15 protein-coding genes are annotated in these 20,744 nt (G+C 72.6%); all 15 read left to right on the plus strand.

Annotated elements, in window-relative coordinates:
- The first annotated feature begins 11 nt into the window (after window positions 1-11).
- Window positions 12-416 (plus strand): hypothetical protein, encoded by a 405-nt coding sequence (locus ACIQ8J_RS22550; RefSeq protein ID WP_403274043.1) that lies wholly within the window; start codon window positions 12-14, stop codon window positions 414-416.
- A complete protein-coding gene (locus tag ACIQ8J_RS22555; protein ID WP_403274045.1) occupies window positions 413-910 on the plus strand; it encodes a 3-hydroxyacyl-ACP dehydratase FabZ family protein in 498 nt (165 codons plus the stop codon). Before ACIQ8J_RS22550 ends, ACIQ8J_RS22555 begins: the two co-directional genes overlap by 4 nt.
- 22 nt (window positions 911-932) lie before the next feature.
- Window positions 933-1,679, plus strand: a complete 747-nt coding sequence (gene fabG, locus ACIQ8J_RS22560) for a 3-oxoacyl-[acyl-carrier-protein] reductase (RefSeq protein ID WP_403274067.1) — start codon at window positions 933-935, stop codon at window positions 1,677-1,679.
- Between the two features lies 1 nt (window position 1,680).
- Window positions 1,681-2,394, plus strand: coding sequence for a 2-hydroxychromene-2-carboxylate isomerase (locus tag ACIQ8J_RS22565; protein ID WP_403274046.1), 714 nt, complete (start codon window positions 1,681-1,683; stop codon window positions 2,392-2,394).
- 210 nt (window positions 2,395-2,604) lie between these two features.
- Complete coding sequence (locus tag ACIQ8J_RS22570; RefSeq protein ID WP_403274047.1) at window positions 2,605-3,342, plus strand: DUF4097 family beta strand repeat-containing protein; 738 nt, start codon at window positions 2,605-2,607, stop codon at window positions 3,340-3,342.
- 97 nt (window positions 3,343-3,439) lie between these two features.
- On the plus strand, window positions 3,440-4,369 hold the full coding sequence (locus tag ACIQ8J_RS22575; RefSeq protein WP_403274049.1) for a 3-oxoacyl-[acyl-carrier-protein] synthase III C-terminal domain-containing protein: 930 nt from the start codon (window positions 3,440-3,442) through the stop codon (window positions 4,367-4,369).
- 66 nt (window positions 4,370-4,435) lie between these two features.
- Window positions 4,436-5,836 (plus strand): ATP-grasp domain-containing protein, encoded by a 1,401-nt coding sequence (locus ACIQ8J_RS22580; RefSeq protein WP_403274050.1) that lies wholly within the window; start codon window positions 4,436-4,438, stop codon window positions 5,834-5,836.
- On the plus strand, window positions 5,833-7,164 hold the full coding sequence (locus ACIQ8J_RS22585; protein ID WP_403274051.1) for a type III PLP-dependent enzyme: 1,332 nt from the start codon (window positions 5,833-5,835) through the stop codon (window positions 7,162-7,164). The genes ACIQ8J_RS22580 and ACIQ8J_RS22585 overlap by 4 nt, the downstream gene beginning before the upstream one ends.
- Window positions 7,165-7,192: 28 nt before the next feature.
- Window positions 7,193-7,462 carry an acyl carrier protein gene (locus ACIQ8J_RS22590; protein WP_403274052.1) on the plus strand — a complete coding sequence of 90 codons (270 nt, stop codon included), beginning with the start codon at window positions 7,193-7,195 and terminating at the stop codon, window positions 7,460-7,462.
- Window positions 7,463-7,464: 2 nt separating this feature from the next.
- Window positions 7,465-8,337, plus strand: a complete 873-nt coding sequence (locus ACIQ8J_RS22595; RefSeq protein WP_403274053.1) for a hypothetical protein — start codon at window positions 7,465-7,467, stop codon at window positions 8,335-8,337.
- Window positions 8,334-9,032 (plus strand): hypothetical protein, encoded by a 699-nt coding sequence (locus ACIQ8J_RS22600; RefSeq protein WP_403274054.1) that lies wholly within the window; start codon window positions 8,334-8,336, stop codon window positions 9,030-9,032. Before ACIQ8J_RS22595 ends, ACIQ8J_RS22600 begins: the two co-directional genes overlap by 4 nt.
- Complete coding sequence (locus ACIQ8J_RS22605; protein WP_403274055.1) at window positions 9,029-10,210, plus strand: acyl-CoA dehydrogenase; 1,182 nt, start codon at window positions 9,029-9,031, stop codon at window positions 10,208-10,210. Before ACIQ8J_RS22600 ends, ACIQ8J_RS22605 begins: the two co-directional genes overlap by 4 nt.
- A 120-nt stretch (window positions 10,211-10,330) precedes the next feature.
- Window positions 10,331-11,380: a 2,3-diaminopropionate biosynthesis protein SbnB gene (gene sbnB, locus ACIQ8J_RS22610; RefSeq protein WP_403274056.1), complete on the plus strand. Its 1,050-nt coding sequence runs from the start codon at window positions 10,331-10,333 to the stop codon at window positions 11,378-11,380.
- An 18-nt stretch (window positions 11,381-11,398) separates the two neighbouring features.
- On the plus strand, window positions 11,399-12,424 hold the full coding sequence (gene sbnA, locus ACIQ8J_RS22615; protein ID WP_403274057.1) for a 2,3-diaminopropionate biosynthesis protein SbnA: 1,026 nt from the start codon (window positions 11,399-11,401) through the stop codon (window positions 12,422-12,424).
- Window positions 12,421-20,744 (plus strand): amino acid adenylation domain-containing protein (locus ACIQ8J_RS22620; protein WP_403274059.1); only part of this gene is annotated, 8,324 nt, incomplete at its 3' end. The genes sbnA and ACIQ8J_RS22620, both read left to right, overlap by 4 nt.

Consider the following 20,744-nt stretch of genomic DNA (forward strand, 5'->3'; position numbering starts at 1 on the left):
GAGGACTGACGATGATGCTCGAAGAGGTGCTCGGCATCGCGGAGGTGTCCCCGCGCCCGCCCGACGGCGCCGCCGCGCCGCCGCCCGGCGAGGCGACCGTACGGGGGAGCGTCACCGTGGCCCACGGCGCCGCCTTCCTGGAGGGCCACTGCCCCGGGTTTCCGCTGGTGCCCGGTTTCGCACTGGTGCAGTACGTGTACGACTTGGTCTCCGCCGCGGGTGTCCCGGGCGGCCGTCAGGTCGTGGTGAAGAAGGCGCGCTTCCTGAGCCCGGTGCGGCCGGGCGAGGAACTGGTCATCGAGGCGCGGATCGAGCGGAGCGACAGCGGTGTGCGGGCCACGGCGTCCGTCAGCGCGGACGAGCGGCCCGCGGCGCGGATCGCCCTGGACTTCCCGCAGGACCAGGAGGATGAGTGAACCCGGAATTCCGCATCACCTCCGTCATTCCGTACCGCCACCCGGCGCTGCTGGTCGACCGGGTCGGGGAGGTGGAACCGGGGCGGCGGCTGGTCGCGTACAAGGCGGTCAGCATCGCCGAGCCCGCCTACCGGGGGCTCGCCCAGGGCGCCGCGCAGGAGTACGCGTACCCGATCGGCATGATGCTGGAGTCCTGGGCCCAGGCCGCGCTGCTGCTCGCCTGCTGGGAGCGGCCCAACCCCGATGTGCGGACCGGGCAGGTCACCCTGGGGGCCGGGGTACGGGACGCGCGGGTGCTGGGTCCGGTGTACCCGGGGTCGGTCCTCGTCCACGAGGTCACCGTGATCCGGGACCTCGGCGACACCGTCATCACCGCGGGCTGCAGCGCCGTGGACGGACGCCCGGTCCTTGAGGTCGGGCAGCTCACGTTCGCCCTGCGGCCCGCCGCCGCGCTGGCCCGCGCGGACGCCACAGTCGTCCTGGCAACCCCCTGAAGACAACTGACGAGAGGTCATGATGTCCGCAGACAAACCCCGTGTCGCGCTGGTCACGGGAGGCTCCCGCGGGATCGGCCGCAGCGTGGTCCGGCGGCTCGCCGCCGACGGCTTCGCCGTGGCCTTCTGCTACCGCTCGCGCGACGAGGAGGCCCGCGCCGTGGCCAAGGAGGCCGAGGAGTCGGGCGCGGCCGTGCTGATGCGGCGCGTGGACGTGTCGGACCGGTCCCAGGCCGAGGAGTTCGTACGCGAGGCCGAGCGCACCCTCGGTCCCGTCCACGCCCTGGTCTCATCGGCCGGCATCGTCCGGGACAACCCGCTGATCATGCTGAACGACCAGGCGTGGCAGGAGGTGCTGCGGGTCAACCTCGACGGCACCTACCACATCTGCCGTGCGGCGGTGTTCGGCATGCTGAAGCGGCGGACCGGCACCGTGGTCACCATGTCCTCGGTCGCCGGGGTGTACGGAAACGCCACCCAGACGAACTACTCGGCGTCCAAGGCCGGGATCATCGGCTTCTCCAAAGCCCTGGCCAAGGAAGTGGCGCCACGCGGCATCCGCGTCAACACGGTGGCCCCCGGCTTCATCGAGACCGACATGACGGCGGCCCTGGGCGAGGGGGCCGGCGAGAAGCTCGCCGAGCGCGTTCCGCTGGGCCGGTTCGGCCGCCCCGACGAGGTCGCCGACCTGGTGTCCTTCCTGGTGTCGGAGCGCGCCTCGTACATCACCGGCCAGGTGTTCGGGGTCGACGGCGGCCTGGTGCTCTGACGTGAACACGGACCGCGGGACCCCGAAGTTCTACTTCTCGCTGCGCAGCCCGTACTCCTGGCTCGCTTACCGCGAGCTGATGGCGGAGCACCAGGACGTCGCCGCCACGGTGCAGTGGCGGCCGTTCTTCGAGCCGGACGCGACCAGCGAACGGATGCTGACCGAAGCCGGCGGCACCTTCCCGTACGTGGCCATGTCCCGCGCGAAGCATCTGTATGTGCTCCAGGACGTCGGGCGGCTCGCCAAGTCCCGTGGTATCGCGCTGAGATGGCCGGTGGACCGCGCCCCGGTGTGGGAGATCCCGCACCTCGCCTACCTGGTCGCGCTGCGCGAAGGGCGCGGCCCGCAGTACATCGCGGCCGCCTACCGTGCGCGCTGGGAGGAGGGCCGCGACATCTGCGACCGTACGGTTGTCGCGGCGATCGGTGCCGAACTCGGCCTGAATCCACAGGAGTTGGCGGACGCGTCCGACGACCCGGCGCTGCGCCGGGAGGGCGTGCGGCTCCTCCTGGACGTCTGCGCGGACGGGGTGTTCGGCGTGCCCTTCTTCGTGCACGGCTTCAGCCGCTTCTGGGGGCTCGACCGGCTGCCCGGCTTCGTCGCCCACCTGCGGGGCCGCGAGCCCGCCGCCCGCGAGCTGCCGGACCCCGTCGGGGCGGCGGTCGGGCTCGGGCCCGGGGCCACCGACGACGGCCACGCGGGCGGCTGCGGCTGACCGGATGCGCGACCGCCGGCCGGTGGGGAGTTCGGACGGGGGCAGTCCTCAGGGGTCATCCGGGGGTCTGCCCCATGTTCGTGCTCAACGGCCCTGCGATAGCTTCGTGATACGTAAGGTCCTGAATGGATTTGGACCGGTTTTCCCCATGCCTGTTCAGGCGGCCTGCCTGTGCGGGCCCAGCTGATTCTCCAGAACTGGGAGACATTCATGCGTCAGCAGCTCCGCGCCCTCGGCATCCTCACCGCGATCGGCGTCGCGGCCGGCGGACTGGCCGCGTGCGGCTCGCTCAATCAGAAGTCCTTCGAGGACGACAGCGCGCTCTCCGGGAAGATCACCGCCGTGCGGCTGGAGAACGGCTCCGGCGGTGTCACCGTGAACGGCACCGACGGAGGCGGCGCGGCGTCCTTACACCGCAAGGTGCAGTACGGGAGCGGCGACAACAAGCCCAGCGGCGCCACCCACCGGATCGAGAACGGCGTCCTGATCCTCGGCGGCTGCTCCGGCTCCTGCTCGGTGAAGTACACCGTCCAGGTACCCGCCGGGATCCCGGTCAGCGGAGATGTCTCCTCCGGAGAGATCAGCCTCCACAAGGTGGGTGCGGTGAACGTGTCCGCGAGCTCCGGCGACATCACGATGGAAGAGGTCAGCGGCTCGGTCAAGGTGAAGACCACCAACGGCGAGATCACCGGACGCGGCCTGGCGGGCGGGGGGATCGAGACCAGGACCTCGTCCGGAGACATCCAGCTCACCCCCAGCGCCCCCCAGAACGTGCAGATCACCGCCGGCAGCGGGGACGTCCACCTCACCGTGCCGTCGGCCAGTTACAAGGTGACGGTTCAGACGGGCAACGGCGACAAGCACATCTCCGTGCCCAACGATCCCTCCGGCAAGTACGAGCTCGGCCTGAAGACCGGCAGCGGGGACGTCACCGTCAAGAGCTCCTGACCTCGTGACCTCCTGACCCGGTCAGCCGCGCGTCAGCCGGGCGTCAGCGGGCCCGGCGAGTCTTGAGTGGCTCCAACCACTCAAGGAGGCCCGGCGCATGACCTCACTGGAAGCGGTGTCGAGTTACCTGCCGCCCACCATCTCCGTAGCGGAGCTGCGCGAACCGCTGGGGCTGACCGACCAGCAGGTGCGCAGGTTCACCAGGCTGTACGGCCTCGACCGGATCTGCCGGGCGCCCGACCAGTCCGAGGCCGAGATGCTGCTGACGGCGGCCGGCAAGCTGGAGGCGCTGGCGGGCCAGGAGGACCGGGTGCGCTACGTGGTCCGCGCCAAGGGGCTGCGGACCACGGCGCCGTATCCGATCAGCCCGTTGCAGCACGTGCGCGAGGCACTCGGCCTGCGCAGCGCCACCGTCTTCTCCGTGGCCGACCACGGCTGCGCGACCGGCCTGCTCGCCGTCGACACGGCCGGCACCCTGCTCGCCGCCGACCGCGACCCCGAGGCGCTGGCGCTGGTGCTGGCCGGGGACAAGACCTTCACTCCGTTCTCGCAGTGGGTCGAGGACGTCTCGATCATGGGCGAGGGCATGACGGCCGTGCTCGTCAGCGCGGACGGCCCCCGGGACCGGGTGCTCGGCTACCACGCGCGCATCGTCGGCCGTGCGGACGGCGTGATCGATCTGGACCCCGAAGGGGCCCGGGAGGCCAAGCGCATCTACCAGGACGTCATGTCCGACGTCATCCACAGTGCGCTCGACGCCGCCGGACTCGGCATCGCCGACCTCGACCTCGTCCTCCCGCACAACGTCAACCGCGTCTCGTGGACGGTCGCCGCGGGCGAACTGGGCATCGACAGGGAGCGCATCTTCCTGGACAACATCGCGAAGACGGGCCACTGCTTCTGCGCGGACCCCTTCGTCAACTACCAGTCCGCGCGCGAGTTGGGCCTGCTCCGGCCCGGGGCCGCCTATCTGATGACCTCCGCGGGGCTCGGCCAGTCCTTCGCGGCGATGGTGCTGCAGCACTGAGATCCACCGCACCGAGCGCCGCGCGCCGACGACGGCGCGGGCTCCTGAGACCCGAGAGGACGGCACATGAACGGCACTCTGCCCGGCTTCCGCGAGCGGCTCGCGACGGCGCTGACCGGGGCGCCGGACACCCCGCTGGTGTTTCTCGGCAACTTCGAGGTGGAACAGCAGTGGGCGCGCGGCGAGCACACACTGCCCCGGCTGTCGGCCGCGGGGGCCGACGCGGTGGTCAACCACATGGACGAGTTCGCGCTGCTGCTCGGCGACGCGCGCGACCACGTGGTCCTGAAGACCCGGCCCGACGACGACTACCTCGCCTTCCTCGCCGAACTCGGCGTGGCGCTGCCCCGGATCCACGTGGTCGCCCGGCAGGACCCGCGGCGGACGGTGACCGAGGACGCCCTGCGCGACCCGGCGCTGCTCGCGGAGCTGTCCGGCCTCGCGGACCGGTCCGGGCCGGCGGCCCCCGGCTGCCGATTCGCCGCGCACGGAGTCTCCGTACTGGAGGAGCGGCTCGCGGCGGCGACCGGACTGCCCGTCGCCGGACCCGACGCCGTGACCTGCAAGGCGGTCAACAGCAAGGTCTACAGCCGGCGCGTCGCCGACGAGCTCGGCCTTCGCCAGCCCGGGGGATGGCCCTGCCGGACGCTCGCCGAACTCGCGGACGCCGTCACCGCCGCGGCGCGTGACGAGGGCCGGCGGTACGTGGTGAAGGAGGCGTTCGGCGTCTCCGGCAAGGGCATCGCCGCACTGGAGAGCAAGCGCCGCGGCGACCGGATCCTGGCGATGGTCGCCCGGCAGACGGAGCGCACGGGCAAGGACACCGTCGCCTTCGTGGTCGAGGAGTGGGTGGCGAAACGGGCCGATCTGAACTACCAGTTCACGGTCGCCCGCGACGGCGGTGTGCACTTCGACTTCGTCAAGGAGCAGCTCACCGAGGGCGGAGTGCACAAGGGGCACCGGATGCCCGCCGAGCTGTCTCCCGCCCAGCTCGACGTGGTGCGCGACACCGCCGAGCGCCTCGGCAAACGGCTGGCCGTCGACGGCTACTTCGGTGTGGTCGGCGTGGACGCCATGGTGGACCCGGCGGGGGAGCTCTACCCCGTCGTGGAGATAAACGCCCGGAACAACATGTCCACATATCAGGTGCGCCTCCAGGAGGAGTTCGTCGCCGACAGCCAGGTAGCCGTCGCCCGCCACTATCCGCTGCGGCTCGGCGAACCGCTGCCGTTCAGGGCGGCCCGCAGGCTCCTCGACGGGCTGCTGTACGACCGCCGCAGTGGCACGGGTCTGCTCGTGAACAACTACGCCACGGTCAACGCGGGCTTCCCCGAAGGGGAGAGTCCCACGGCTCCCGTCGCGGGCCGCCTCTACGGAGTGGTCGTGGCGGACTCGGACGACGGGATCGAAGCGCTCGACACGGAGATCGCCGCGCGGCTCGCGGCGGGAAGGGACACCGGCGCATGACCACGACCACAGGACCCGACGTGCAGGGGAGTCCGGCCACCGTGCAGGGGATTCCCTTCGCCGAACTCGCCGAGACGTACGGCACGCCGCTGTTCGTGTACGACGGGGACGTGCTGGCGGGACGGATGCGCCGGCTGCGCGAGGCGTTCGACGAACGTCTGCAGATCTTCTTCTCCCTCAAGGCCAACCCCAACATCGCCCTCTGCGCGATGCTGCACGCGCACGGCGCCCGCGCCGAGGTCTCGTCCATGACGGAGCTGATGACCGCGCGCCGGGCGGGAGTCGACCCCGGCGACATCGTCTTCCTCGGGCCGGGCAAGAGCCGTGCCGAGCTGGCCGCCTGCCTTGACGAGGGCATCGCCGCCGTCGTGTGCGAGTCGTTCCAGGAGCTGGCGTCGATCGATGAGCTGGCCCGGGAACGCGCGGTGCGCGCACCCGTGGTGCTGCGGGTGAACCCCGCCTTCTCGGTGAAGGGCTCGGGCCTCACCATGGGCGGCAAGGCCCGCCAGTTCGGCATCGACGAGGCCCAACTGCTCGCGGACACCGGCCTGGTCCGGCGCTTCGGGCACGTCCGGGTGATGGGCGTGCAGGTGTACATGGGCACCCGGATCCTCTCCGAGGCCACCATCGTCGAGAACACGGAGCGCATCTTCGAGCTGGCGGAGCGGCTGTCGGCCGTGCTCGGCTTCGAGCTGGAGATCGTGGACGTCGGCGGCGGCCTGGGGGTCGCCTACTTCGACGGCGAACGCGACCTCGACCTGGCCGCCCTGGCGTCGGGACTCAACCCCGTCGTCGCGCGGTTCGCCGACGGCCATCCGCGCACCCGCCTGATCATGGAGCTCGGCCGCTTCCTCACCGCAGAGGCCGGTACGTACGTCGTGCGCGTGCGCTATGTGAAGAGCTCGCTGGGCGAGCGGTTCGCCGTCACCGACGGCGGCACCCACCACCACATGGCGGCCGTCGGCATCGGTTCCTTCGTGAAGCGGAACTTCCCCATGCGTCTGCTCGGCCCGGCCGCCGACGGGGCGGAGCCACCGGAGACGGAGGCGTGGAACATCACCGGGCCGCTGTGCACCCCGAACGACACGCTGGCCAAGAAGGTGCAACTGCCGCCCGTGCGCCCGGGGGACCTGCTCGGCGTGGACCGCTCCGGTGCCTACGGACCCACCGCCTCCCCCGTGCACTTCCTGAGCCACGGCTACCCCGCCGAGGTGCTCGTGGCCGACGGCCGGGCGCACCTGATCCGCGAGGCCGACCAGCCCGACGACCTGCTGCGCAAGCAGCACCTGCCGTCCACGGCGGCGTTCGACCGGGCCGCCTCCCACTGACCACCCTGCTACGAAAGGACCGCCCACCATGGCCGGACTGACCGCCACCGACCGCGCCCGGATCGTCGCCGCGATCTCCGCGGCGCTCGGAGAGGTACTCGACTACGACCTGCCCGAACTGACCGAGGAATCCCGGCTCTTCGATGAACTCGGCCTCGACTCGACGGGCGTGTTCGAGATGCTGATGCGTCTTGAGGAGGCACTGGACATCGAGTTCGACACGGACTCGCTGGAGATGGCGCACTTCACGAGCGTGCGCTCGCTCGCCGACTTCATCGCCACGGAACCGGGTGCCTGACGATGGCCCCGCAGGCCGCCCAGGCACCGCTCGCGCGGCGGGCCCCGGCCGGGTTCCCGCTGCGGCTGGCCAAGATCGTGCACCGGAGGTTCCCGGCCGGAACGACGCGGATCGACGACCCGTTCTCCCGGCGGCACTTCGCCGACCTGACCGCCCTGTACGGCGTCGAGCCCGGCCCGCACACGGCGGAACGGGCGGCGGGGAACACCTTCGCCACCATGGCCGCGGCCCTCCTCGCCGACCTCGCGCCCGAGCCCGCGGACCTCGGCCTCGCCGTCGTCGCCCACGCAACCCCCGACCTGGACTGCCGGCGCGCGGCGGTCACCTGCCTGTCCGAAGTCATCCCCGGGCGGCCCCAGGTGTTCGCGGTCGCGGACTGCGGCTCGGCCGCGCCGTTCGTCGCGCTGGAGGTTGCGGGCGCGTACATCAGGCGCCACGGACACCGCAGCGCCGCCGTGTTCGTCCTGGACCAGGCGACCCTCCCGTACGAGACCGGGCGCCACCTCGCCGGTGACGCGGGGGCGGCGCTGCTGTTCACCCCCACCGGCGAGGCCGGCTCTCTCTCGGTGCTCCGGGTGTCCGGCGCGACACCCGGGGACGTCCCGGCCGCCGCGCGCGCCGCGCTGGACGACCTGGGCTGCGACCCGGCCGTTCCCGTCGTGCTCGGCCCCGCCGTGCGAGCGGCACGTGACCTGCCGGGACACACCGGGCGCACCGTGCCGGCCCCGGCCGGGTTCCCGGCGTCGGGCGCGCTGGGCGCGCTGGCCGCCGAGCTCCGCCGCACGACGCACGGCGATGGCCCCCGCGTGCTGGTGGACCACGACCCGGACACGGCGGAGCTGAGCGTCTGCCTCCTCGACCGAGGGGCGTCATGACATCGGCCACCCGCGACGCCACCGACCTGATGGCCCGCTGCCACGACGCGGCCCGGCACGAGGGCCTCGCCCCGGCGCTGGCCGCGCTCGCCGACGCCGCCCTGCCCGGCCTGCTCCCGTGCGGCCCCAGCGGGCACGCCGTCGTCGCCGCGCGGACGTACACCGAAGCCGGCGCGCTCTGGCTGGACGGTGCGAGACGCCCGCTCGGGACCGGTCGGGAGGCGAAACTGGCCGAACTCGACCTGCCGGGCGGCCCCGTAGTGCTGGCCGCGACCGGGCGGCGCGCCCCGGCCGACCGTGGCGGGCGCGTCGCCGTCGAGCAACGGGCCCTGCACGGCCTGGGGTTGGTGTGGCTGCGTCTGGGGCTGGCCCAGGCGCTGCGCGCCGCCTGCTTCACCCGCCTCGCCCATCGGCGCGTCGGGGACTCCACCCTGCTCCAGCAGCAGCTGGTGAAGGGAACGGTCGCGGACGTACTGGCCGAACACCTGGAAATCCAGGCCGTATTGACCGACACGCGTCCGGGCGTCCTGTCCTGCGGCATGCTCCACCACCTGCACCGGCGGATCACCGCCGCCGACCGCGAGCAGGTCCGGCTCCTCGGCGCGGCGGGCTATCTCACCGACAGCCCCGGAATGACCGCCTACGTCTCGGAACTGGTGGCCGAGACCTACGCCGTGGCCCAGGAGACACCGTGACCCACCTGGACGACCGCCTGACAGCCCTGCGCGGGCAGGTCCGCGAATGGGGCGCGGACCTGCGCCCGCTCGCCCTGGAGATCGACCGCGACCCGGAAGCCATCCGCCGCCACTTCGGTCTGCCCGCCGTCCGCCACCTCGCCACCATGGGCATCCCCGCCGAGTACGGTCATGAGCCCGAGAAGATCGACGGACACCGCTTCTACGGGGTCTCCGCCCTCGAACGAGCCGTCGTCATGGAGGAGTTGGCCTGCGCCGACGTCGGCGCCCTGGTCGCCTCGCCCGGACCGCTCCTCGCCGGTGTCGCCGTCGGCCTGTGCGCCGACGAACACCAGAAGCGGTGGTTCTACGGGCGCATGCTCAGCGAACCGCTGTGGACCTGCTTCGCCCTGACCGAGCCGGAAGGCGGCTCGGACGCGGCGGCGCTGCGCAGCTCGCTCACCGTGACCCCGGACGGGGGAGCCCTGCTCAGCGGGGAGAAGCGGTACGTCGGCAACGCCTCGCGCGCCCAGCTGGGCGTGGTGTTCGCGCGCGCCAGGCCGGGGCCGCTCGGCATCACGGCCGTGCTCGTGGACACCACCGCGCCCGGCTTCCACGCCGAACCGCTCGACATGATCGGCCTGCGCGGCGCCCGGATCAGCTCGATCGTCATGGACCGGGTGCCGGTCCCGGCGGACCGGTTCCTCGGCCGCCATCTGACCGCGACCCGGCGCGGGGTGTGGGCCTTCGTCCAGACCTTCAACGTGCTGCGGCCCGGCGTCGCGGCCATCTCGGTCGGAATCGCCCGCGCCGCGCTGGAGTACGTCGCCGCCCACCGCCGCGCCCTCGGCGCGGCCGAACGCGAGCGCTACGACGACCTCACCCGGCGCGTGGACGCGACCCGCCACCTGGTGCACCATGCCGCGGCCGCCGTGGACGCGCGCGGCACGGACGGCCACCTCGCCTCGGCCGCCAAGCTGCGCGCCGCCCGTCTCGCCGAGGATGTCACCCTGGCGGCCTGCGCGTTCTTCGGCGCCGGCGCGCGCCTGTCCCATCCGCTCCTGGACAAACTCGCCCGCGACGCCAGGGCGATGGAATTCCTCGAAGGCACCGGGAACATGCAACGGCTCAATCTTTTCCAGGGGTTGCTCGGCGGAAAGATCGAGCGCGACCGGCGGCCGCACGCGACCGAGGCCTGAACTGCCCTGGGACGCCCCGCGTCAGCGGTGAGTCAGCCCGCCGTCAGGGCGTACAGAAAGTATGAACCCATCGTTCTCGGCCAAGCCGAGCACGCCGTTTCCCTGAAGAGGTGGACATTCATGGTGAAGCCGTCCCCGGCTTTCGCAGTGATTTCCGGAGCACAGGTGCACGCCGCTCTCGCCGGCCGCGAGAAAAACATCGTGGACGTGGTCGAGGGGGTCTACCGGCTCCACGGCGCGGGCCGGACCGTCAACCCGCCTTCCTTTTTCCTGCGCTTTCCCGACCGGCCCGACGCCCGCATCATCGCGCTGCCCGCCTCCTGCGGAGGGGACATCGGCGTGGACGGCGTCAAATGGATATCCAGCTTCCCGGCCAACATCCGCACGGGACTGCCGCGCGCCTCCGCCGCGCTGCTCCTCAACGACCCCGCCACGGGCTATCCGTTCGCCTGCATGGAAGCCTCCATCATCAGCGCCGTGCGCACCGCGGCCTCCGCCGCGCTCGCCGCGGACCGGCTGACCCGCACCCGGCCCCGTCCGGCCCGGCTCGGCATCGTGGGCGCGGGCCTGATCGCCCGCTACATCCACACCTTCCTCGCCGCCACGGGCTGGCAGTTCGACCAAGTGGGCGTCCACGACCTGAGAGTCGAGCACGCGCGGGAGTTCCGGACGTACCTGGAACAGTCCGGTGAGAAGGCGCCGGTCTCGGTGCACGAGAGCGCGCAGGACCTGCTGCGCTCCTCGGACCTCGTGGTCTTCGCCACCGTGGCCGCGACACCGCACGTCACCGACCCCGAACTCCTCGCCCACCGTCCGCTGGTCCTGCACATCTCGCTGCGCGACCTCTCCAGCGACATCATCCTGCGGTCGGCCAACATCGTGGACGACATCGAGCACTGCCTGAAGGCCAACACCTCGGTCCATCTCGCGGAACAGCAGTCGCACAGCCGGAAGTTCATCACCGGCACCCTCTTCGACGTCATGACAGGGGCCGTCTCACCCGACGAATCGGTGCCCCTGGTGTTCTCGCCCTTCGGGCTCGGCGTACTCGACCTGGCCGTCGGAAAGTACGTCCACGACCTGATCCGCGACGCCGGTGAACTCGGCGTCGTCGAGGGCTTCTTCTACGAATTGGAACGCTACGGCGAGCGGCACACCACAGCCGGCTGAACACGCGGGAGAAGACGCATGCCAGTCATCACGAGGCCGCAGGAATTCGACGTGGACGACCTGTTCGTCGACCTCCGGCGGATCACCGGGTTTCCGCTCTACTTGAAGTGCGAGGGATTCAACTTCGCAGGGTCGGTCAAACTGAGGGCCGCCAATGAGATGGTGGAGTCCGCGGAGCGGGCCGGACTTCTGCGCCCCGGAATGACCATTGTCGAGAGCTCGTCGGGAAACCTGGGCGTGGCACTCAGCCTGGTCGCCGTCGGCCGCGGCTACCGGTTCGTGTGCGTCACCGACTCCCGCTGCACCACCGCCTCGCGACGGCTGATGCGGAGCCTGGGCGCCGACCTCCGGGTCGTCTCGGAGCCCCACCCGGAGCGGGGCCTGCTGGGCGCGCGTCTCGATCTCGTCGCCCGGCTCTGCGCCGAACACGAGGACTTCCACTGGCTGAACCAGTACGCCAACGTGGGCAATTGGATCGCGCACTACCAGACGACCGGGCCCCAGATCGCCAAGGCCTTCCCCGACCTGGACGTGCTCTTCGTCGGCGCGGGCACCACCGGCACGCTCATGGGGTGCGCCCGGTTCTTCCGCGAGACGCACCCCTCGGTGACCATCGTCGGCATCGATGCCGTCGGATCGGTCAACTTCGGCGGGGAGCAGGCCCCCCGCATGATCCCGGGCCTCGGCGCCAGCGTGCGCCCCGCGCTCCTGGACGACTCGTTCGTGGACGACACCGTGATCGTGCCCGAGACCGACACCATCCGCGCCTGCCGCGCCCTGCTCCGTGAGGGATTCCTGCTCGGCGGCTCGACGGGCACGGTGCTCAGCGGCGCCGCCCGCTGGCTCGCCGAGAACCGGACCGACGAGCCCCTGACGGCCGTCGCCATCGCCCCCGACCTCGGCGAGCGCTACCTGGACACCGTCTACGACGACGCGTGGGTGCGCCGCCTGTACGGCCCCGACGCGCTCGGCCCCGGCCCGGCCCCGCACCCCTTCCCCGATCCGACCGCCGCCGGCCCGACATTCCCTGGGAGCCTGTCATGACTACGACTCAAGGCACCGTGCTGCCGCTGACCGCGGGCCAGGTGGAGATCTGGCTCGACGCGCGGGGCGCCGGGCGTGGCAACGCCTACAACTCGGCCGGCTACCTGGACCTGCGCGGCCCCCTCGACCACCGGCGCTTCCGCGGCGCCCTGCGCCGTCTCCTGGAGGAGGCGCAGTGCCTGCGGGCCCGGTTCACCGACGTCGAGGGCGAGCCCCGGCAGCACATCGAGCCGCTCGCCGAACTGCCGCTTGCCGAGCACGACTTGAGGGACGCCGACGACCCCGTGGCCGCGACGCTCGCCTGGATGAACGCGGACCTCGACGTACCCTTCGGCCTGGACGACTTCCCGCTGATGCGCGCCGCGCTCCTCACGGTCGGCGCCGAGCGCTCGTACTTCTACCTGTGCGTACACCACCTGCTCTGCGACGGCTACAGCCAGACCGTGCTGTGGCGGCGCCTCGCCGAGCTGTACGAGGCGGGCCCGGACGGCGCTGTGCCGGGCGGGGCGCTGCCGCCGCTGAGCGAGCTGACCGACGCCGAGAGCGCCTACCGGGAGTCGGTGGGCGCCCGGCGCGACGCGGAGTTCTGGCGGAGCCGCTTCCCCGAGCCGCCGGAGCTGGTCACCCTGTCCCACCGGGCGGACGCGACCGGACTGCCGAGCGGTTTCCTGCGCACGTCCGCCACGCTGTCCTCCGAGGCCGCGGGCGGGCTGCGCGACAGCGCGCGCCGGGCCGACGTCACCCTGCCCACCGTGGCCGTGGCCGCGGTCGCCGTCCACACACAGCGGACGGCGGGCACCGAGGAGGTCCTGCTGACCCTGGCGGCCACCGCCCGGATGAGCGCACGGCAGCGGGCTGTGCCGGGCATGATGGCCAACTACCTGCCGCTGCGGGTGCCCGTCCGCCCCACCCTGACCAAGGGCGAACTGCTGCGCCGCGCCTCCCGCGAGCTCGCCCAGGTCCTCAAGCACCAGCGCCACCGGGTGAGCGCGATCCGCCGGGACATGGGGCTGCCCGGCGACGACCGCAGGCCGTTCGGCCCGTTCGTCAACCTGCTGCCGCAGCAGACCTCACTGACCCTCGGCCCGTGCACCGCCCAGGTGCACAACCTCTCCACCGGACTCGTGGACGACCTGATGATCACCGTCGTGGAGACCGCCGACGGAGGCATCGAGCTCCACCTCAACGCCAATCCGGACCGCTACACGCAGACGGAGGCGCAGACACACCTGGTCCAACTCACCCGGTTCGTCGAGGAGTTCGCGGCGGCCGGCGCCGACGAGCGGATCGGCGGAGTGGACGCCCTGGCGGACGCCCAGGAGAGCCGGCTGCGGACCGGCATCGGCCCGGTGCGCACCGCCGACTTCAACTGCTTGGTGGACCGCGTCCGCGAACAGGCCGCACGGCGCCCCGACGCGGTGGCCGTCGAGGAGGACGGCGCGCGGACCACCTATGCCGCCCTCGTGGGCCGCGCCAGCGCGCTGTCGAGGACCCTGCCCGCAACCGGCCTCGTCGGCGTCCTCGCCGCGCCCGGAGCGGGGTTCGTGACCGCGGTGCTCGCCGTCATGGGAGCCGGAGCCGCATACGTGCCCCTCGATCCGCACGCCCCCGTCGCCCGCACCACCGCCCTGCTCGCCGACAACGGCATCGACCGGCTGATCGCCGACGAGGCGCACCGCGCCCTCGCCGAGCAGGCCGCGGCGGCCGTCGGGCGGCCCGTGCACATCATCACCCCCGACGGCTCCGAAGACCCCGCGGACGGCCTCGCCCCCCTCGCGGGCGACCCGCAGGACCTGGCGTACGTGATCTTCACCTCCGGCTCCACCGGGCAGCCCAAGGGTGCCATGGTGCACCGGGCCGGCATGGTGAACCACCTGCTCGCCAAGATCGAGGACCTGGGACTCGGCGAGCACGACACGCTCGTGCAGAACGCCCCGGTGACCTTCGACATCTCCGTCTGGCAGATGCTCGCCCCGCTGGCCGTCGGCGGCCGGGTGCGCGCCGTCGACCGGTACACGGCCGCCGACCCCGACCTCCTCTTCCCGCTGGCCGCCGCCGACGGTGTGACCGTCCTTGAGGTCGTCCCGTCCCTGCTGCGCGCGGCGCTCGACGTCTGGGACTTCGACGGCACCCACGTGGACCTGCCCGGACTGCGCCACCTCATGGTCACCGGCGAAGCCCTGCCCGCCGACCTGTGCCACCGCTGGCTCGCCCGGTACCCGCACGTGCCGCTGGTCAACGCCTACGGTCCCACCGAGTGCTCCGACGACGTGACCCACGCGTACATCCAACAGGCCCCGGCGGACGGCCGGTCCGTCCCGATCGGCACACCGGTGCGCAACACCCGGCTCTACGTGCTGGGCGACGACCTCCGTCCGGTGCCGCACGGCACACCCGGCGAGCTGTACGTCGCCGGGACCGGCGTCGGCCGGGGCTATCTGGCCGCCGCAGCCCGCACGGCCGGCACCTTCGTCGGTGACCCGTTCGGCGCGCCCGGCTCCCGGATGTACCGCACCGGCGACCGCGTCCGCTGGGACGAGGACGGCCAGTTGACGTTCCTCGAACGCCGCGACGACCAGGTGAAGGTGCGCGGCCACCGCATCGAGCTCGGCGAGATCGAGGCGGCGCTGCTCAGCCACCCCGCCGTGGCCGCCGCCGTGGCCCGGGTGACCGACGACGCCTCCGGCGGCCGGCAGCTCGTGGGCTACTGCGTCCCCCGCGGCGGGGCCGCCCTCGACACCGGCGCGGTCCGCGCCCACTTGAAGGAGACCCTGCCGTCGTACATGGTGCCGCAGCACCTCCTGGTGCTCGACACCCTGCCGCTGACCGCGCACGGCAAGGTCGACCGCAAGGCGCTGCCGCTGCCGCAGCCGGACACCGGCCCCGACAGCGTGGCGCCCGCCGCCGACGGGCCGCGCTCGCGGGAGGAGGAGATCTTCTGCGCCGTCTTCGCCGAGATCCTCGGACTGCCCGCCGTCGGCGCCGACGACAACTTCTTCGCCCTGGGGGGCGACAGCATCAGCACCATCCTGGCGGTCAGCCGCGCCCGCAAGGCGGGCCTCTCGGTCACCCCGCTACTGATCCGCAAGCACGGCACCCCCCGGGCCGTCGCGGCCCTTGCGACGTCCGCCGCGCCCGGCCACCTCGTCGCGGCCGACGACGGCACGGGCGAGATCGAACTCGCCCCCATCGCCCACCAGTTGAGGGAGGACCTGGCCGCCCTCGACCAGCGGTCACGCGAGTACAGCCAGTACGTGGTGCTCGCCACCCCGCAAGGGCTGGGCCTCGACGCGCTCCGCACCGCGGCCGCCGCCCTCCTCGACCGGCACGCCGCCCTGCGGATGAAGCTGTCGGTGCCCACCGACGGGCTGTGGTCGCTGACCGCGCTGCCGCCGGGCGCCGTACCGGTGGACGACGTGGTGCGCCGCGTCGACGTGTCCGGCATCGCCGCCGACCCGGCCGCGCTGGCCGCCGCCGTCCGCGAGCAGACCGAACTCGCGCGCGGCCGCCTCGTCCCGGACACCGGCCTGGTGACCCAACTGGTGCTGCTCGACGCCGGTCCCGGCCGCCCCGGCCGCCTGGTGTGGCTGACCCACCACCTGTGCGTGGACGGCGTCTCCTGGCGCATCCTCGTGCCCGACCTCGCCGCCGCCGTCGCGGGCGGCACCCCGGACCCGGTCCCCACCTCCTACCGGCAGTGGACGAGGCTGCTCGGCGAGCAGGCGAGGACCGCCGACCGGGTGGCCGAATTCCCGCTGTGGGCCGAGCAGTTGACCGGCGCCGCGGCATCCGTCGGCGCAGGCCCGCTGGACCCGCGGCGCGATGTCCACGGCGCCGCGCACCGGCTCCGTCTGGAACTGCCCGCCGACACCACCGCCGCCCTGCTGTCCGGCGCGCTCGACGCCTACGACGGTGAGGTCAACGACCTGCTGCTGACCGCCCTGGCCATCGCCCTCGCCGACTGGCGGCGCCGGCACGGTGACGTGTCCCCGGCCGCGACCCTGGTCGAACTGGAGGGCCACGGCCGCGAACAGTTCACCGACGACGTCGATCTGTCCCGTACGGTCGGCTGGTTCACCAGCGTCTACCCGGTGCTACTCGGGCTCGGCGACGCCGTGGACTGGGACGACCTGTGGGCGGTCGGGGCCGGCCTGGCCGCCGCCGTGCGCGAGGTGCGCGGGCGGCTGCGGCGGCTGCCCGACCACGGCCTCGGCTTCGGACTGCTGCGCCACCTCAACCCGCAGACGCTCCCCGCGCTTGCCCGGCACGGCACGCCCGGGATCGGCTTCAACTACCTCGGCCGGTTCCGCACCGACACACCGGTCGGAGACTGGTCCCTGGTCACCGAGGACGGCGTCGTCGGCACCGGCACGCACCCCCGCATGCCGCTGCGCCACGCCCTCGCGGTCACCCCCGTGACCGAGGACCGAGGGGACGGCCCCCACCTCGTCGCCGAGTGGATCTGGGCGCCCGAACTGTTCGCGGACACCGACGCGCACGACATCGCGCGCACCTGGTTCCGGGCGCTCGACACCCTCGTACGCCATGCGGACACCGCCGCTCGGCAGCGGCAGGCCGCACCTCCCGAGGTGCTGCCCCTGTCCCCGTTGCAGAAGGGCCTGCTCTTCCAGGCCGAACTGGACAGTCAGCACACCGACTCGTACCTGATGCAGGTCGTCCTCGACATCGAGGGCCCCTTCGACGCCGAAACCTTCCGCGCCGCCGCCGACGCGCTGCTGGTCCGGCACGCGGGACTGCGCGTGTGCTTCCCCGCGACACCTGAGCAGGAGGAGCACGCCCAGACCGTGGCGGCCCGTGCCCGGACGCCGTGGACCGACGTCGACCTCACCGCCCTGACCGACGAGGCGGAGCGCACGGCCGAGACGGACCGGCTGACCGACGCCGACTGGGAGCGCGGCTTCGACCTGACGGCCGCCCCGCTGCTGCGCTTCACCGCGCTCCGGCTCCCCGGCGAGCGGGTACGGCTGCTGTGGACCCTGCACCACCTGTTGGTCGACGGATGGTCGATGGGCGTCCTCGCCCGAGAGCTGTTCACCTTGTACGCGGCCGGGGCCGACCCGTCCGCACTGCCGCCCGCGCCGCCCTACCGCGACTACTTCGAGTGGCTCGCCGACCAGGACGCCGAGGCGGCGCGAGCGGTCTGGCGCACCGCGCTCGACGGGATCACCGAGCCCACCCGCCTCGCCGCCGAGGACCGGGACGACGCCCCCCAGCTGCCCGAGGCGGTGTCGTACGAGCTGACCGAGCCGCTCACCGCCCGGCTCACCTCCTTCGCCCGCGAGCACGGCGTCACCCTGAACACGGTGCTCCAGGCGTGCTGGGCGGTCGTGCTCGGCCGCCGGACCGGACGCTCCGACGTGGTGTTCGGCGCCGTGAGCTCGGCCCGCCCGCCCGAACTCCCCGGTGTGGACGGCATGGTGGGCCTCTTCATGAACATGCTGCCCGTGCGGGTCGAGCTCGACCCGGCACAGCCCTTCGCCGAGCTCGTCCGGCAGGTGCACGCGCAGCAGACCGAGCTCCTTGAGCACCATCACCTCGGTCTGTCCGAGGTGCAGCGCGCCGTCGGCGTCAGCGACCTGATCGACACGGTGCTCAGCTTCCAGAACCAGCCGAGGGCCGACCTCACCGAGCTCAACGCCCTGGTTCCCGGCCTGCGCCTGACCAACGGCACCACCCGGCTCGCCGCCGAACGCGGCCTCGGGGTCCTCGTGTACCCGGGCCGCCGGCTCGCGCTGAGCGTCCAGTACCGTCCCGCCGCGTACGAGCGGCAGGCCGTCGAGGCGGCGCTCGACCAGCTGGTGCAGGCCGTGCGCACCCTGCTGAGCAGCCCCGGAACTCCCCTCGGAGCGCTCGGGCTGCACCAGAGTGCCGAGTTCGAGCGCGTCGTACGGCAGTGGGGCGGCCACGCCTCCGACGCCCCGGACACCGTGATCCCCGCCCTGTTCGAGGCCCAAGTGGCGCACGCCCCGGGGGCCGTGGCCGTCGTGGACGGGGACACCGAGATCACCTACGGCGAACTCGACTGCCGCGCCAACCAGTTGGCCCGCCTGCTCCTTGCCCGGGGTGCCGGTCCTGAGCGGATCGTCGCTCTGGCCCTGCCGGACCCCGTCGAGATGACGGTGGCCGTGTTCGCCGTCCTCAAGTCCGGCGCCGCGTACCTGCCGGTGGACCCGAAGTACCCGGCGGACCGCATCGCCTTCATGCTCGCCGACAGCGCGCCCTCGCTCCTGGTCACCACCGAGGAGCTGGCCACCCGGCTGCCCGAGCCGGGCTGCGAGGCCGTGCTCGTCGACCGGCCCGCGACCGCCGCCGAGCTCGCCGCCCTGCCCGGCCACGCGCCCGGGGACGCCGACCGGCGCGCCGCACTGGAGCCCCGGCACCCCGCGTACGTCATCTACACCTCCGGCTCCACCGGCCGCCCCAAGGGCGTCATCGTGGACCACGCGGGCTTCGCCGCCATGGTGGCCAGCCTGATCAGCAAGTTCGGTGCCGACTCCGGCACGCGCGTACTGAAGTTCGCCTCGTTCAGCTTCGACGCGTCGGTGTGGGAGCTGAGCCTCGCCCTGCTCACCGGCGGCACACTCGTCGTCGCCGACGAGGAGTGCCGGGTGCCGGGCCGGCCGCTGCTCGACCTGCTGCACCGCCACCGGGTGAACCTCGCGGGGCTGCCGCCGGTCGTCGTCGGCGCCCTGCCGGACGGCAGCCGGCTGCCCGAGGACCTCACCCTGGTCGTGGCGGGCGAGGCCTGCCCGCCCCACGTCATGGAGCGCTGGTCCCGCGAGGTCCGGATGTTCAACGGCTACGGCCCGACCGAGGCCGTGCTCGCCTCCACGGTCAGCGACCAACTGCACGGCGCCGGGCATCCCCCCATCGGCCGTCCCACCGAGGCGCACCACGTCTACGTCCTGGACGAGGCGCTGCGCCCGGTCCCGGCCGGGGTGATGGGCGAGCTCTACGTCGGCGGCAACCTCGCCCGCGGCTATCTGCACCGGCCCGCTCTCACCGCCCAGCGCTTCGTCGCCGACCCCTACGGCCCCGAGGGCGCCCGCATGTACCGCACCGGCGACCTGGCGTCGTGGCTCCCGGACGGACAGCTCCACTACACCGGACGCGCCGACGACCAGGTGCAGCTGCGCGGATTCCGCATCGAACTCGGCGAGGTCGAGGCCGAACTCGCCGCCCAGCCCGAAGTACGCCAGGCCGCCGCCGTGGTGCGCGGCGAGGGCGACCGCGGGGACCGCCTCGTGGCCTATGTCGTCCCCGTGACGCCGGGTGCCGCGGACCCGGATCTGCTGCGCGAGCGGCTCGCCCGGTCGCTGCCCGAGTACATGGTGCCCACGGCGATCGTGTTCCTAGACGAACTCCCGCTCACCCCGCAGGGAAAGCTGGACCGTCGCGCGCTGCCGGACGCCGAGGAGGAGGCACGGGCACCGCGCGGTCGGGGCCCGCGCACGCCCGTCGAGGAAATCCTGTGCGGCATCTTCGCCGACGTCCTCGGCAAGGACGGCGTCGGCATTGACGACGACTTCTTCACCATCGGCGGCGACTCGCTGCTCGGCACCCGGGTCGTCAGCCGGATCCGTACCGCGCTCTCCGTGGAGCTGCCGATCCGCACCATGTTCGAGCAGCGCACCGTGGCCGGCATCGCCGGGCAGCTCGGCAGCGACGAAGCCGTCCGCCCCGCCCTGCGGCGGGCCGCGCGCGGCGGCGACGGGGAGCACCTCCCGGTGTCGTTCACCCAGACCCGCCTGTGGTTCCTCAACCGGCTCGACCCGGACTCCGCCGCCGAGAACGTCTCCTTCGTCGCCCGCTTGTCGGGTGTGCTGGATGTGGGTGCGTTGGAGGGGGCGTTGGGGGATGTGGTGTCTCGGCACGAGAGTCTGCGGACGGTGTTCCCGGAGGTGGACGGGGAGCCGCGGCAGGTGGTGCTCGATGCCGGTGAGGTGTGGAACGGGCTGCGGGCGCGGGAGGTGTCCGAAGAGCGCTTCGCGGAGCTGTCGCGCGCTGAGGCGGGTCGCGGGTTCGATCTGACCTCGCAGACCCCGATGCGTGCCTTCCTGTACCGCACCGGCCCCGACGAACACGTACTCCAGCTCGTCGTCCACCACATCGCCTGGGACGGTTGGTCGGTCGCACCCCTCCTGCGTGATGTGTCGTGGGCGTATGGGGTGCGGTGTGGTGGTGGGGTGGTTGGTTGGGGTGGGTTGCCGGTTCAGTATGGGGATTTTGCTGTGTGGCAGCGGGAGTTGTTGGGGGATGAGGGTGATGCGTCGAGTGTGGTGGCGCGTCAGTTGGAGTT

Source organism: Streptomyces sp. NPDC094147 (assembly GCF_044764265.1).
In the GTDB taxonomy this organism is placed as follows: domain Bacteria; phylum Actinomycetota; class Actinomycetes; order Streptomycetales; family Streptomycetaceae; genus Streptomyces.

Coding starts and splice junctions, on each gene's coding strand:
- ACIQ8J_RS22550 (WP_403274043.1), top strand. CDS start 12: ATGATGCTCGAAGAGGTGCTCGGCATCGCGGAGGTGTCCCCGCGCCCG.
- fabG (WP_403274067.1), top strand. CDS start 933: ATGTCCGCAGACAAACCCCGTGTCGCGCTGGTCACGGGAGGCTCCCGC.
- ACIQ8J_RS22570 (WP_403274047.1), top strand. CDS start 2,605: ATGCGTCAGCAGCTCCGCGCCCTCGGCATCCTCACCGCGATCGGCGTC.
- ACIQ8J_RS22575 (WP_403274049.1), top strand. CDS start 3,440: ATGACCTCACTGGAAGCGGTGTCGAGTTACCTGCCGCCCACCATCTCC.
- ACIQ8J_RS22580 (WP_403274050.1), top strand. CDS start 4,436: ATGAACGGCACTCTGCCCGGCTTCCGCGAGCGGCTCGCGACGGCGCTG.
- ACIQ8J_RS22585 (WP_403274051.1), top strand. CDS start 5,833: ATGACCACGACCACAGGACCCGACGTGCAGGGGAGTCCGGCCACCGTG.
- ACIQ8J_RS22590 (WP_403274052.1), top strand. CDS start 7,193: ATGGCCGGACTGACCGCCACCGACCGCGCCCGGATCGTCGCCGCGATC.
- ACIQ8J_RS22595 (WP_403274053.1), top strand. CDS start 7,465: ATGGCCCCGCAGGCCGCCCAGGCACCGCTCGCGCGGCGGGCCCCGGCC.
- ACIQ8J_RS22600 (WP_403274054.1), top strand. CDS start 8,334: ATGACATCGGCCACCCGCGACGCCACCGACCTGATGGCCCGCTGCCAC.
- sbnB (WP_403274056.1), top strand. CDS start 10,331: ATGGTGAAGCCGTCCCCGGCTTTCGCAGTGATTTCCGGAGCACAGGTG.
- sbnA (WP_403274057.1), top strand. CDS start 11,399: ATGCCAGTCATCACGAGGCCGCAGGAATTCGACGTGGACGACCTGTTC.